Here is a 14,108-nt window from a genome sequence, read left to right as displayed (position 1 = left end):
GCCCGTACGCGCGGCCGGCCACCCGGGCAGGGCGTGACGGCGCGACAATCGGGGTGGCGAGCATGCACAATCTTCCCCGGACCTCAGAAGCGAAGGCGGACCAGGATCGTGACGATCTCCATCCATCAGAAGATCGCCGAAGAGCTCGGCGTGCGCGAACGGCAGGTGCAGGCGGCGGTCGACCTGCTCGACGGCGGCGCCACCGTGCCGTTCATCGCCCGCTACCGCAAAGAGGCGACCGAGATGCTCGACGACGCGCAGCTGCGCGCGCTCGAAGAGCGGTTGCGCTACCTGCGCGAACTGGAGGAGCGGCGCACCGCGATCCTCGAGTCCGTCCGCTCCCAGGGCAAGCTCGACGACGCCCTCGAGGCTCAGATCATGGCGGCCGACTCCAAGGCGCGCCTCGAGGACATCTACCTGCCCTACAAGCCCAAGCGGCGCACCAAGGCGATGATCGCCCGTGAGGCGGGGCTGGAGCCACTGGCGGAGGAACTGCTCGGCGACCCCTCCCGCGACCCGCAGACCGCCGCCGCGGCGTTCGTGGACGCCGAGAAGGGCGTCGCGGACGCCGCCGCCGCGCTGGAGGGCGCGCGGGCCATCCTGGTCGAGCGGTTCGCCGAGGACGCCGACCTGATCGGCGCGCTGCGCGAGCAGATGTGGTCGCAGGGCCGCCTGGTCTCCCGGGTCAGGGAGGACAAGCAGGAGGCCGGCGCCAAGTTCTCCGACTACTTCGACTTCGCCGAGCCGTTCACCAAGCTGCCCTCCCACCGCGTGCTGGCCATGTTCCGCGGCGAGAAGGAAGAGATGCTCGGCCTCACGCTGGAGCCCGAGGAGGCGCCCGCCGAGGACGGCCCGAGCGGCTACGAGACGCGCATCGCCCGCCACTTCGGCGTCGCCGACCGCGGCAGGCCGGCCGACCGGTGGCTGATGGACACCGTCCGCTGGGCCTGGCGCACGCGCGTGCTGGTGCACCTGGGCATCGACCTGCGCATGCGCCTGTGGCAGGCGGCCGAGGAGGAGGCCGTCCGCGTCTTCGCCACCAACCTGCGCGACCTGCTGCTCGCCGCGCCCGCCGGCACCCGCCCGACCATGGGCCTGGACCCCGGCCTGCGCACCGGCGTGAAGGTCGCCGTCGTGGACGCCACCGGCAAGGTGGTCGCCACCGAGACGATCTACCCGCACGAGCCGCGCCGCCGCTGGGACGAGTCGATCGCCGTCCTCGAGCGGCTCGCCCGCGAGCACCACGTCGAGCTGATCGCCATCGGCAACGGCACGGCCTCCCGCGAGACCGACAAGCTCGCCGGCGACCTGATCAAGCGGCATCCCGACCTGAAGGTCACCAAGATCGTCGTGTCGGAGGCCGGGGCCTCGGTCTACTCCGCCTCCGCCTACGCCTCCCAGGAGCTTCCCGGGCTGGACGTGTCGCTGCGCGGCGCCGTCTCCATCGCCCGCCGGTTGCAGGACCCGCTCGCCGAACTGGTCAAGATCGACCCCAAGTCCATCGGCGTCGGCCAGTACCAGCACGACCTGTCGGAGACCAAGCTCTCGCGCTCGCTGGACGCGGTGGTGGAAGACTGCGTGAACGCCGTCGGCGTGGACGTCAACACCGCGTCCGCGCCGCTGCTGACCCGCGTGTCCGGCATCGGCTCCGGCCTGGCCGGGAGCATCGTGCAGCACCGGGACGCCAACGGCCCGTTCCGCTCGCGCCGCGCGCTGAAGGAGGTGCCCCGGCTCGGGCCCAAGGCCTTCGAGCAGTGCGCCGGCTTCCTGCGCATCCCCGGGGGCGACGACCCGCTGGACGCCTCCAGCGTCCACCCGGAGTCCTACCCGGTGGTGCGGCGCATCCTGGACGCCACCAGCGGCGACATCAGGACGCTGATCGGCGACACCGCGGTGCTGCGCAGGCTGCGGCCCGACCAGTTCGCCGACGACACCTTCGGCCTGCCGACGGTCACCGACATCCTCAAGGAACTGGAGAAGCCCGGGCGCGACCCGCGGCCCGCCTTCCGCGCGGCGACGTTCAAGGAGGGCGTGGAGAAGATCTCCGACCTGGAGCCGGGCATGCTGCTGGAGGGCGTCGTCACCAACGTCGCCGCCTTCGGCGCGTTCGTGGACGTCGGCGTGCACCAGGACGGCCTGGTCCACGTGTCGGCGATGTCGCGGACGTTCGTCAAGGACCCGCGCGAGGTGGTCAAGCCGGGTGACATCGTCCGGGTGAAGGTCCTGGACGTGGACATCCCGCGCAAGCGCATCTCGCTGACGCTCCGCCTGGACGACGAGGCCGCGGGCAAGAACGCGGCCCAGGGACAGGGCAGAGGCGGCCAGGCGCAGGGACGCGGCGGCCAGGACGGCCAGGGCGGCGCGGGCGGCCGCGACCGCAGGGGCGGGCAGGGGCAGGGCAGGGGCGGCGGGGACGGCCGGCGCGGCGGCGGCGGCCGTGGCGGGCAGGACCGCGGCGCCCCGGCGGGCGGCGCCCTGGCCGAAGCCCTGCGCAAGGCCGGCCTGGACAAGGGCCTGAAGTAAGCCGGGCGCGTCTCCCCCGGAAGGCCGCGGCCTTCCGGGGGCGTCACCGCCTCAGGAGATGCCTCCCGAGGGAGCGTCACCGCTTCAGGAGAAGTACCGCCGGGGGTTGTCCACCAGCATCTGCTCGATCTGGGCGTCGGTGACGCCCTTCTCGCGCAGCGCCGGGAGGACGTCCTGGTGGATGTGGCCGTAGTTCCAGTTCGGCGCGATCTGCGGCACGGCGTCCCACATGTGGCCGAAGTAGTCGTAGAAGCAGGCGGCGTCGTGGCTGAGCACCATGCGGTCGGCGTAACCGCGGGCGCACAGGCTCACGATGGTGTCCACCCGCGCCTCGGTGGGGTTGTACAGGTCGAGCCCGAAGCGGTCCATTCCCAGCGTCGCGCCCGTGTCGGCCAGGGCCATGAGGTGGTCCAGGTCGTTGCTGTCGCCGGAGTGGCCGAGCACGACCTTGGTGAGGTCGACGCCCTCCTTGGTGAACAGGTCCACCACGGCCAGGCCCGACCGGGTGGAGGGGTTGGTGTGGACGGTGACCGGCACCCCTGTGCGCACGTGGGTCCGGGCCACCGCGCGGCAGATGCGCTCGACGCCCGCGGTCATGCCGTAATGGTCGATCGCGCACTTGAGGAACGCGGCCTTCACCCCGGTGCCGGCGATGCCCTCGGTGATGTCCTTGACGAAGTCGTCGACCATCGGCTCGGGGATGTCGACCACCGTCCCGGGGCCGCGGTGGGCGTAGTGGAAGGGGACGTCCATGTAGCTGTAGAGGCCGGTGGCCACGATGATGTTCAGCTCGGGCACCTCGGCGGCGACCCGCTGGATGCGCGGGATGTACCGGCCGATCCCCCACACCGTCGGGTCCACGATGGTGGTGACGCCCCTGGCGACCAGGGCCCGCAGCTTCTCCACGGCGTCGGCGACGCGGTACTCCTCGTCCCACCAGCCGTCCTCGCCCTGGTCGGCGAGGTGGCCGGGGTCGACGACGAAGACGTGCTCGTGCATCAGCGTCTGGCCGAGGACGCCCACGTCCACCGGACCGCGTACGGTTTCGACGACCGGCATGGGACCTCCAGGGGTGACACCGGCGGCAGAGGTGCCCGTACCGTAGGACGCCGCGCCTCCGGCGTCAACGGACACGCCGGGGACGCCGGGGACGCGGACGCGCGCCGGGAGGGGACCTGCGTTCCTGAGGGGCCTGTTCGAACGGATAATCTTTCGGCTGTTCGGAAAACGTCAACAGCCCACCTAGGGGAACGTCATGACGCAGGCTCCAGTCAAGGTCACCGTCACCGGCGCCGCAGGCCAGATCGGCTATGCGCTGCTGTTCCGCATCGCCTCGGGTCATCTGCTCGGCCCTGATGTGCCGGTGCGGCTGAGCCTGCTGGAGATCCCGCAGGCCGTCAAGGCCGCCGAGGGCACCGCCATGGAGCTCGACGACTGCGCCTTCCCGCTGCTCCAGGGCATCGACATCAGCGACGACGCCGGCCGCGCCTTCGAGGGGACCAACGTCGCGCTGCTGGTGGGCGCCCGCCCCCGCACCGCGGGCATGGAGCGCGGCGACCTGCTCCAGGCCAACGGCGGCATCTTCGGCCCGCAGGGCAAGGCCATCAACGACCACGCGGCCGACGACATCCGCGTCCTGGTCGTCGGCAACCCGGCCAACACCAACGCGCTGATCGCCCGCTCGCACGCGCCGGACGTCCCCGCCGAGCGGTTCACCGCGATGACCCGCCTGGACCACAACCGGGCGCTGTCGCAGCTCGCCGCCAAGCTCGACGTCCCGGTGACGGCCATCACCAAGATGACGATCTGGGGCAACCACTCCGCCACCCAGTACCCCGACCTCTACAACGCCGAGGTCAACGGCAAGATCGCCGCCGAGCAGGTGGACGAGGGCTGGCTGCGCGACACCTTCATCCCCACGGTCGCCAAGCGCGGCGCGGCCATCATCGAGGCGCGGGGCGCGTCCTCGGCGGCCTCGGCGGCGAACGCGGCGATCGACCACGTGCACGACTGGGTGAACGGCACCGCCGAGGGCGACTGGACCTCCGCGGCCCTGCCCTCCGACGGCTCCTACGGCGTCCCTGAGGGCCTCATCTCCTCCTTCCCCGCCGTCTCCCGCGGCGGCCGCTGGGAGATCGTCCAGGGTCTGCCCGTCAACCCGTTCTCCCGCGAGCGCATCGACGCCTCGGTGCGCGAGCTCGGCGAGGAGCGCGACGCCGTGCGGGAGCTCGGCCTCATCTGATCCCGTCCGCGCTCTCACGGGGCGTTCAGGCCGCCGCGGCGGGGCGGACGCGCGGCCCGGCTCCGTCGAGGCGCGCCGCCACCCGGGCGCGGGCCCGGGCGCCGTCGCGGCCGACCGCGGCCGACAGTCCGATCAGCACCAGGACGACGACCTCGGTCACCACGACGAGCCGCTGGGTCAGCCCGGCCGGGACGGCCCCGGGGTCCATGCCGAACATGCGCACCACGTACGGCACCAGGACCAGGATGAGGAAGCCCGCGGCGGCCAGGCTCAGGCCGCGTAACGCCGCCGCGTGCCGGCCGCCGCGCGCCGCGACGGCCAGGCCCGCCACGGGCATGCTGACGAACGCGGTGAACGCGGCATAGCGGTGGATGCCCCCGGACATCGACAGCGACATCCCCGGCCGGTCCGTGGGGAACGCGGCGATCATCAGCATGCACGTGCTCCACACGCCCAGCAGCGCCACCGTCGCCCGGCCGGTCCCGCGCCGGGACATCTCCACGGCCAGCATCGCCGCCCCGAGGGCGAAGAAGGTCAGCGAGGTCCCCAGCAGCCACCCGTGGGGGTGGAAGGCGTACTCGCTGATCATGCCGTGCAGCGGGTCGAGGCCGGCGGTCAGGTGCAGCGCCGTCATCGCGACGGCGCCGTTGGCGAGGGCCGCGAACCCGCCGGCGGTCAAGGGAGAGGTCGTCATGCCCTTGACTGTCGCCTCCGGCGCGCCGCGCGGGCATCGGAGATCGGCCGGAGCGAGCCCTGGGGCATCCCCGAGCCGACCCCTACTCCACCAGGGGCGGGACGGGCCCGGGGCCGGGGCCGGGCTTCAGGGTTCGCGCCCGCCACCAGCGGCGGCGTCCCTGACCCGTCCCCCGGCCCCGGGTCTCGCGTCAGGCCTTCTGACGGGCCTCGGAATCGGCGATGTCGCCCGCGTCGGCGGGGGCCAGCTCGGGCTCGGACGCGCGCATCCAGCGGGTGCCGTAGGGCTCCAGCTCCAGCGACACCCGCCCGCCCGGGCCGATCTCGACGGTGCCGTCGATGAGCAGGTCCGTCAGCACCTTGCCCTCGTCGAGGCCGTCGAGGGTGAGCTCGCAGGAGACCGTCTCGTCGGCGAAGTTGTGCACGGCGAGGACCGTCTCGCCGTCGATGTCGGAACGGTGGGCCAGCACGGCCGGCGCGCCGGTCTCCAGCACCTCGTACCGTCCCCAGGCCAGCTCGGGGCAGCCCCGGTACTGCTCGATGAGCTTGGTGATCCACATCAGCAGCGAGTCGGGGTCGCGCCGCTGGGCGCTCACGTTGACGTGCTCGGGCCCGAACTCGCCCTGCACCATCGGGTTGCGGAAGTTCTCGGGGTCGGCGGTGGAGAACCCGCCGTTCTCGTGCGGCGTCCACTGCATCGGCGTCCGCACCGCCTCGCGGCCCTTGACCGCGAGGTTCTCGGCCATGCCGATCTCCTCGCCGTAGAACAGCACGGGGGTGCCCGGCATCGAGAACAGCAGGCTGTACACCATCTTGATCTTGCGCAGGTCGCCGCCGAGCATGGAGGGCAGGCGGCGGCGCAGGCCGCGGCCGAACAGCTGCATGTCCTTGTCCGGGCCGAAGGCCTCGAAGACCTCCTTGCGCTCGGCCTCGCTCAGCTTGTCCAGCGTCAGCTCGTCGTGGTTGCGGACGAACGAGGCCCACTGGCAGTCCTTGGGCGGGGCGGGGCGCTGCCGCAGCGCGTCGGCGAGCGGGCGGGAGTCGCCGCGCGCGAGCGAGAGGTACATGCGCTGCATGCCGATGAAGTCGAAGCACATCGTGACCTCGTTGCCGAGGTCGTTGCCGAAGAACTTGCGCAGGTCGGGATACTCGAGGTTGACCTCGCCGAGGAGCATGGCGCTGCCGTCCCTGCGGTTCATGAACGCCCGCATGTCGCGCAGGAACTCGTGCACGTCGGGCAGCCCGGCGTCCTTGGCCTTGTGGTCCACCGCCTTGCCCGTCTCACCGCCGTCCTGGCCCGCCTTGGCGCCCTTCTCGCCGGAGGGCTCCTCGTCGGCCTCCTCCTTCTTGCCGACGTCCTCGACGAGGAAGGGCACGGCGTCGACGCGGAACCCCGACAGGCCGAGCTCCATCCAGAAGCCCAGGATGCGGGCGATCTCGTCGCGCACCTCGGGGTTGGCGACGTTGAGGTCGGGCTGGAACCGGTAGAAGCGGTGGTAGTAGTACTGGCCGCTGCCCTCGTCGTACTGCCACAGGGAGTCCTCGGCGTCGGGGAACACCACGCCCTTGGGGTCGTCCGGCTCGGGGGTGTCGGACCAGATGTACCAGTCGCGGTGGGGGGAGTCCCGGCTGGACCTCGCGTCCTTGAACCAGGGATGCTCGTCGGAGGTGTGGTTGACGACCAGGTCGGCGATCACCCGGATGCCGCGGTCGCGCGCCACCCGCATGAACTCGACGAACTCCCCCAGCGTGCCCAGCCGCGGATCCACGCTGTAGAAGTCGGTGATGTCGTACCCGTCGTCGCGGTCGGGGGTCGGGAAGAACGGCATCAGCCAGATACAGGTCACACCGAGCCGTTCGAGGTGGTCGATGTGCTGCGCGGCGCCCCGGAAGTCGCCGACGCCGTCGCCGTTGCCGTCGGCGAAGGTCTCGACGTCCAGGCAATAGACGACCGCGTTCTTCCACCACAGGTCTGAGGTATAAGTCAGTCTCACCCGGCCGCCTCTACCCCAAGAAGGGGCAAAGTATCGGGCGGCGGAGACGGGGTGGCCTTACCCGGAGAAATCTGAGGGCCCGCACCGCGAGGCGGTACGGGCCCGGAGGAGACGTCGCGTCAGATGACGGTGACCTGCTCCGCCTGGGGACCCTTCGCCCCCTGGACGGTCACGTAGGTGACGCGCTGGTTCTCGTCCAGGCTGCGGTAGCCCCCGGAGGTGATCGCCGAGTAGTGCACGAACACGTCGGCACTACCGTCGTCCGGGGCGATGAAGCCAAAGCCCTTTTCGGCGTTGAACCACTTGACGGTACCTTCAGACAACTCTGCTTCTCCCTGTTAGGGCTTCACCGGTCCGCCGGGTCGGCGGCACGGGGCTGCGTAGCGGACCATACCCTGCTGCATCCACGAAACCGCTGAAGAAGCAAGAACGACCGCTGCCAGGAACTTCCCGCGGGCGCTTTCAAAAAAGACGTGCGAGGAAACTACGACTGCAACATCGCCGACAGTACCCGCCCGCCCCCGGAATCACAAACGCATCACTCGTGTCCAGGGCAAAGAAATCATGAACTCCGCGTGAGGTGGCTCACGCCGGCTCGGCGAGGTACCAGCGGGCCTGTCCGTCACCGCGGGTGAGCGAGTCGAGCCGGCGCGGCAGCTCCTTGCGGGAGAACGGATCGCGGGTGGCGTTGCGGATGTGGATGCCCACCGCGTACATGTCCCTGACCTCCATGAGGGTCGGGTAGCCGTGCCAGGCGCGCAGGTCGAAGCCGTAAGCGCCGGCGAAGTCGTCGACCTGCGCGGCCGTCAGGCCGAAGCGGCGCTGCCCGTGGTAGGTGTGCACGAGGTCCCACTCGCGGGGGCCGACGGCGACCCCGTCCCAGTCGCACAGAACGGCGTGGCCGTCCTGGCAGCGCAGCAGGTTGTCGATCCAGGCGTCGCCGTGCAGCAGCACGGGAGGCCCCTCGGTGCCGAGGTCGGCCCAGCGCGAGGTGAGCTCGGCCACCCGGTCGCGCAGCCAGGCGCGCTGGCAGGGGGTCAGCACCTCCTTGCGGTGCTCGACGGACTCGCGCACCTCCGCCAGCGGGTCGGCGAGCCGCTTCAGCGGGAACGGCGGCACCGGCAGCAGGTGGAGGCTGCGCAGGATGTCGCCGAGCTGGGTGGTCGTCGGCCGCCCGCTCGCCGGCACGTAATGCCAGAAGGTGACCACCCGCCCGTCGTACACCAGCGGCTGGTCGCACAGCTCGTCGGCCGGGCGCACCGTGGGGAAGCCCTGGTCGGCCAGCCACCGGGCGACGGCGAGCACGACGGGCAGCCGTGTCATGGCGTCCGGCGCGGTGGCGATGCGCACCACGATCTCGTCGCGGAGCTTGAACACGGCGTTGCTGCGCACCCGGAGCAGCTGCGCGTCCCTGGCGTCGAGGCCGACGCTCTCGCACACCTCCCCCAGGATCGCCGCGGCCTCGTCCGCCAGCATGTTCATGGCCGCTCCAGCGCGAGCTGCGGACCCGCTTCCGCGAGCAGGTCGTGGAGATGTCGCGCGGCGGGGGTGCGGCGCTGGGTCCTCGGGATGATCGCCAGCAGGGCGCGGGCCCGGGTGACCACGATGGAGGTGCGGTGCTCGGGCGGCACCTGGGTCAGGGCCTGCTCGGCCAGCCGGCACGCCTGGTCGTAGTCCCCCTCGCGCGCCACGTGGCCCGCCTGGTCGAGCAGCACGAGCGCGGGGTCGATGGTGTACGGGCTCGCGGACCGGGAGATCCACTCTTGCACCTGCTCGGCCTCGCCGAGCTCGATCAACGTGCCCATGCGGTAGAACTGCAGCCGCCGCTCGGAGAAGCGGAAGGCCAGGTGGTCGGCGCCCTCGCGGGGCATCCGCGAGAAGATGCGCTCGGCCTCGGCCAGCGCGACGCGGGCGGCCTGGTGCTCGCCCATGCGGGCCAGCGCCCGCGCCTCGGCGGCGGCGCCCAGGGCCGCGGGCGAGCTTGGAGCGCTCCCGGCCAGCATCCGCGCCTCGCGGGCCAGCCGCACGGTCTCGGTGAGGTCGCCGTAGTAGTAGGGCAGCATGGCCTCCTGGGCGCGCACGAGCGCGCGCAGCCGGACCTCGCCCATGTCGTCGGAGGCGGCCCGCGCGGTGCCGTACCAGGCGTGGGCCTGACGGGTGTCGCCGAGCTTCATGAGCGCGTCGGCCGACAGCAGCGCGAGCATCGTGGTGGCGTTCAGCAGGCGGCGCTGGGTGGCGGCGGGCTGCCGGGCCGAGACCAGCCTGCGGACGTCGGCGATCTCCAGCATCAGGCGGTACAGCATCGGCAGCGGCGCGCTCTTGATGTACTCGCGGCGGTAGCGCAGGACCTGCTCGTCGAGCCGGTCGAGCTGGTCCTCGCTGACGGTGGCGGCGGCGAGCGTGCGGTCGACGTCCTGGCGGGTGCGCTCGACCTCGGCGAGCAGGCGGCCGTTGAGCGGCAGACCGGAGCTGAGCAGCGCGTGGTGGAACAGGGCGCGGCGTTCGGCCTCGTCGCCTGAGTCGTCGGCCGCCGGGCGCGGCCGGGGCTGGGCGGCGTCCTCGACGGGGAGCGCGGGGGCCGGGATGGTGTGGCCGGCGGCGACGACCACGACGTTCGGCCCCTCGCCGTCGTCGCAGTAGTCGGCGGCCAGGCCGAGGCGCACGGCGTTGGCGGAGTACAGGCGCGCGATCTGGTCGATGGTCTGCGGCCGGGGGCGGGCGCGGTTGTTCTCCCAGGCGTTCAGCAGGTCGATGCTGGCGCGCGGCAGCCCGAGGGAGTGGGCCTCGCAGAGCCGTTCGAGCTCTTCGATGGCCTGCCGGGCCGACCAGCCGCGCGCGAGGCGGTGGGCCTTGAGCAGGCTGACCCCGCAGCAGCCGTTGATGGCCTGGGCGGTCTGCCACAGGGTCCACTGGCGGGACACGGCCTGCTCGCGCCAGCGTCGCGCACACGCCGGGGAGTGTTCTCCACGGGCCATCTCTCGCCCTCCGCCACTGGAGTGTTCGGCCTTACGGATGTTTCCCCGATGTTAACCAGCCGGCACCTATTAGCCCACAGCGTTATGGGACTGATGCCTGGGCATCCGCGTGGTTTCCACGTAAACCTCCGGTCCGATCGACGGTATTCCACTTATCAGTGGATTTGCTCCGATTGCCGGTAGGAGCGGCCGGGTTCAGTCTGGTCCCCATCCGGTCACCGATGTCCCCGCTGGAGACCAAAGATGAGAACCGCAGAACCGAGCGTTCATTCGGCTGAGGCACTCGACCACCTGGAGCGACTCGCCGCGCAGCTCGAAGCGCACGCGTTCCAGGTGCGCCTGACGGCCCGCACCGGCCTGTATCCGCGCCTGCGCGTGATCAACCCCATGGCCCCGGCCGTCACCGAGGACGTCCTGGCCGCCAACGCGGCCGACGGCGAGTGGTGGTTCTGGCTGTCGTGGGCCGGCCGCATCGGCCACGCCTCCGACATCGTCACGGCGGCGGAGCGCATCGCCAGCGTCCTTCACGTCATCCGGCGCTGACCCCAGACCGTACGGCTCGCGCGACCACGCCCCGCGCGAGCCGTACACGTTCCGGCGGGTCCGCACGCGGACCCGGAGACGGCGACCGGCCACCGGCCGAGCTACGGAGATTTGCCGGAATTGTCGTGCGTCGTCCAAGCTACAGATGTGGCGCCCAAGAAGATCATCATCGACTGCGACCCGGGGATCGACGACGCCCTGGCGATCACGCTCGCGCACGGCAGCCCCGCGCTCTCGATCCTGGGGATCACCACGGTCGGGGGCAACGTCGACCTGGGGCACACGACCGGCAACGCGCTGCGGCTGCGCGAGTTCCTCGGCTTCCCCGGCGTCCCGGTCGTCCCCGGCAGCGCCGGCGCCCTGCTGCGCACCCCGGTGAACGCGGCGTCCGTCCACGGCGAGCACGGACTCGGCGGAGCCGTCCTGCCCGAGGCGATGCTCCCCGCCGACGACGGGCACGCCGCCGACTTCATCATCGACACCCTGCGGGCCGCGCCAGGCGAGGTCACGCTGGTCGCGATCGGCCCGCTGACCAACGTGGCGCTGGCCCTGCTGCGCGAGCCGAGGATCGTCGAATGGGCCCGCGAGTTCGCCATCCTCGGCGGCTCCTCCACCCGGGGCAACTTCTCCCCCGCCGCCGAGTTCAACATCGCCGCCGACCCCGAGGCCGCGGCCATCGTGTTCGACGCCGGCTGGACGGTCACCATGATCGGGCTGGACGTGAGCCGGCGGGCGCTCGCCGTCGGCGAGGTCGTCGACCGCATGCGCGCGATGGGCCGGCTCGGCGCCGACCTGCTGGTGCCGTGCGTGGAGTTCTACGGGATGGTCACCGCCGAGGAAGGGCCGGCCATCCACGACGCGTGCGCGATCGCCTACCTGATCGACCCCACGCTGGTCGAGGTGGTGCCGGCGCTGGTGCAGGTGGAGACGGCCGGCCGGTATACCTCGGGGATGACCGTCACGCACTTCGACCTCGGCGACCGCGTGCCCAACGCGCTGGTGGGCACCGGCCTGGACGTCCCCCGGTTCTGGGATCTGCTGCTCGGGGTGTACCAGGACGTCGCCCGCCGGCTCGACCCCACCCTCTGACCGCCCGCGTTCCCCGGCCTGGGGCGGCCACCCCGCGAGCCGTCACGCGGGAGCCGCCGCACCGAGCGGCACGCCACGCCGGGCGGCACGCGTGGCGACGGTGGCGTGGCCAGGGGGCTTCCTGCGAGCATGCCGTCCCATGGGGACAACGCTCCGATGGCCGCTCGCGGTGGCCTGCCTGGCCCTGGCACTCGCGCCCGCCTGCGCCGGCGACCAGGACGGCGCGCCGCCCGCGCGCGCGGCCACCTCCACCGCCACGGGCGCCGGCTCCCCCGGCGGGGCCGCGACGACCGGCCCGAGCCCCGCCGCCACGGGCAGGACGGCCGCTTCTCCGCACTGGAAGCTCTTCGCCGGCGCCCGCCTCGGCGGCGCCGCCGCGCTGCTCGACGTCGCGGCGAGCGGCCCGCGCGACGCCTGGGCCGTCGGGTACAAGGACGGCGCCGAGGACAGCGAGGGCCGCCCCGCCCTGCAGCACTGGGACGGCACGCGCTGGACCGAGACGCCGGAGGGGGCCGGTGACGCCGGGCGCCTGCTCGGGGTGAGCGCGGCGGGCGCCCGCGACGTGTGGGTCGTCGGCGCCGGTGACAGCCCGTACGCGGCACATTGGGACGGCACGCGCTGGACGCCGCGGCATCCCTATGGGGTGGCCGAGGAGTACGTCCTGTCCGACGTCGCCGCGCACGGCGGCCACGCGTGGCTGGCCGGCCGCAACACCACACAGGGCGTGATCACCGAGTGGACCGGGCGGGGCTTCCGCAACGCCCTGCGCGCCGACGGGTACTTCACGGCCGTGACCGCCACGACCGGCCACGTGTGGGCGGTCGGCAACGACGCCGCGGCGCCGGACGCGCAGGGCGGTCCGATGATCTGGCACGGCAGCGCCGTCTCGGGCACGGCGATCCAGTCGTGGCAGCGGGCCCGCACCCCGGCGATCCCCGGCGGGGTGCTGCGCGGGGTATGGACGGCCGGTCCGGACGACGTGTGGGCGGTGGGCGCCGTGACGGCCCCCGGCGGCGGCCCGCGGACGCCGCGGACCCCGCTGGTCCTGCACTGGGACGGCCTCGCCTGGCGGAGCGTCGAGGTGCCGGTGCCGGGCGGCGCGCTCGACGGCGTCACGGGCTCCGGTCCCGGCGATGTGTGGATCAGCGGCGTCGACGCCGACCACTCGGGCCAGGCGCTGTTCCTCCACTTCGACGGGACTGGGTGGTCGCGGTCGTACGGCCCGCTGGTGCGCGAGCACCGGGAGGGCCAGCAGTACGAGGAGTCCGACGACGTCCGCAGGACCGGCATCGCCCGCGTCCCGGGCGCCGGCGGCCTGTGGGCGGTCGGCAGCGTCGGCGCCGGCGACGAGGAGGATGACTTCATCCTGCGCCACCGCTGACCCCGGCCCCGGGGCGGCACGGCCCCGCCGCGACACGCCCGGAAACGGCGGGCCCGCCGGGAGGTTCAAGGTCGTTACCGACGGGTACGATCATGTCAATAACCGCGCGTGCGCCTGACGTGGGAGAACAGCTTCACCCGGGTGAGCGCCTCGCGCCGTCCGGCACTGCGGGCGCACGCGGAACGCCTATTGACGCGCCCGGCCAGGTTGCATCCGGAACGGCCCGCCGACCAGCCCCCCGGTCCCCGGGCAGAAGTTCACGGCACCCGCGCGGACGCCCGGACACGGCGGGCGACGAGGGCGCGCGCCCCGCTCCCCGCCCCCGGAGACCGGCATGGAAAGGGGGGCCAGATGGCCGACAGGCGAAAGAAGCACCGCACCCGGTGGGCCGGCCGCGAACGCCGCGAGTGGCTGCGCCTCGGACTCGAGATGACCCTGCTCGCATGGCGCACCGCCATCACCGTGTGGAACGCCGTCCACTGAGCCGCCGAGCCCGCGGCGGCCGCCGCGCGCGGTCGCGCCCGTACCGGCGCCTTCGGGGAATCCATCGCGGGCGGATCACCCCGGCCGTTCACCGACGCCGCGCCCTTCACGGACGGTCCCGGAGGGCTCACGGCGGCGAATACGCGGGCCCGCACCGGCCATCGCGGGGCGGGCACCCGCAACAC

General features: G+C 72.6%; 12 protein-coding genes. 6 read left to right on the top strand and 6 right to left on the bottom strand.

Features of this window, described 5'->3' with window-relative positions; all coding sequences use genetic code 11:
• The first annotated feature begins 108 nt into the window (after positions 1-108).
• Positions 109-2,523, top strand: a complete 2,415-nt coding sequence (locus ACFQSB_RS20380; RefSeq protein ID WP_380828393.1) for a Tex family protein — start codon at positions 109-111, stop codon at positions 2,521-2,523.
• An 84-nt stretch (positions 2,524-2,607) separates the two neighbouring features.
• Here the strand turns inward: ACFQSB_RS20380 and ACFQSB_RS20375 are convergent, their stop codons facing one another.
• On the bottom strand, positions 2,608-3,582 hold the full coding sequence (locus tag ACFQSB_RS20375; protein WP_380828392.1) for a phosphotriesterase family protein: 975 nt from the start codon (positions 3,580-3,582) through the stop codon (positions 2,608-2,610).
• Between the two features lie 196 nt (positions 3,583-3,778).
• Here ACFQSB_RS20375 and ACFQSB_RS20370 point away from each other — a divergent pair, with 196 nt between their 5' ends.
• The gene (locus ACFQSB_RS20370) at positions 3,779-4,765 is read left to right on the top strand and encodes a malate dehydrogenase (protein WP_354840949.1); all 987 of its coding nucleotides are present in this window, start codon (positions 3,779-3,781) and stop codon (positions 4,763-4,765) included.
• 25 nt (positions 4,766-4,790) lie between these two features.
• Here ACFQSB_RS20370 and ACFQSB_RS20365 read toward each other — a convergent pair whose 3' ends face one another.
• From ACFQSB_RS20365 to ACFQSB_RS20345, 5 genes are all read right to left on the bottom strand, one after another.
• A complete protein-coding gene (locus tag ACFQSB_RS20365; RefSeq protein WP_380828390.1) occupies positions 4,791-5,459 on the bottom strand; it encodes a DUF998 domain-containing protein in 669 nt (222 codons plus the stop codon).
• Positions 5,460-5,649: 190 nt separating this feature from the next.
• The gene (locus ACFQSB_RS20360; RefSeq protein ID WP_380828388.1) at positions 5,650-7,452 is read right to left on the bottom strand and encodes an alpha-amylase family protein; all 1,803 of its coding nucleotides are present in this window, start codon (positions 7,450-7,452) and stop codon (positions 5,650-5,652) included.
• A 119-nt stretch (positions 7,453-7,571) separates the two neighbouring features.
• Positions 7,572-7,775: a cold-shock protein gene (locus tag ACFQSB_RS20355; protein ID WP_248959313.1), complete on the bottom strand. Its 204-nt coding sequence runs from the start codon at positions 7,773-7,775 to the stop codon at positions 7,572-7,574.
• 262 nt (positions 7,776-8,037) lie between these two features.
• Positions 8,038-8,934, bottom strand: a complete 897-nt coding sequence (locus ACFQSB_RS20350; protein WP_380828387.1) for a phosphotransferase enzyme family protein — start codon at positions 8,932-8,934, stop codon at positions 8,038-8,040.
• Positions 8,931-10,427, bottom strand: coding sequence for a helix-turn-helix domain-containing protein (locus ACFQSB_RS20345; protein WP_380828386.1), 1,497 nt, complete (start codon positions 10,425-10,427; stop codon positions 8,931-8,933). The genes ACFQSB_RS20350 and ACFQSB_RS20345 overlap by 4 nt, the downstream gene beginning before the upstream one ends.
• Before the next feature lie 243 nt (positions 10,428-10,670).
• Here ACFQSB_RS20345 and ACFQSB_RS20340 point away from each other — a divergent pair, with 243 nt between their 5' ends.
• The 4 genes from ACFQSB_RS20340 (at position 10,671) to ACFQSB_RS20325 (ending at position 13,923) form a co-directional block, all read left to right on the top strand.
• A complete protein-coding gene (locus tag ACFQSB_RS20340) occupies positions 10,671-10,970 on the top strand; it encodes a hypothetical protein (RefSeq protein ID WP_354840933.1) in 300 nt (99 codons plus the stop codon).
• 147 nt (positions 10,971-11,117) lie between these two features.
• Positions 11,118-12,059, top strand: a complete 942-nt coding sequence (locus ACFQSB_RS20335; protein WP_380828384.1) for a nucleoside hydrolase — start codon at positions 11,118-11,120, stop codon at positions 12,057-12,059.
• 139 nt (positions 12,060-12,198) lie between these two features.
• The gene (locus ACFQSB_RS20330) at positions 12,199-13,440 is read left to right on the top strand and encodes a hypothetical protein (protein ID WP_380828383.1); all 1,242 of its coding nucleotides are present in this window, start codon (positions 12,199-12,201) and stop codon (positions 13,438-13,440) included.
• 351 nt (positions 13,441-13,791) lie between these two features.
• Positions 13,792-13,923 carry a hypothetical protein gene (locus ACFQSB_RS20325; protein ID WP_354840924.1) on the top strand — a complete coding sequence of 44 codons (132 nt, stop codon included), beginning with the start codon at positions 13,792-13,794 and terminating at the stop codon, positions 13,921-13,923.
• Positions 13,924-14,108: the final 185 nt, after the last annotated feature.

The organism is Sphaerisporangium rhizosphaerae (assembly GCF_042665155.1).
GTDB lineage: Bacteria > Actinomycetota > Actinomycetes > Streptosporangiales > Streptosporangiaceae > Sphaerisporangium > Sphaerisporangium rhizosphaerae.
This window is presented reverse-complemented; position numbering and strand designations above follow the sequence as displayed.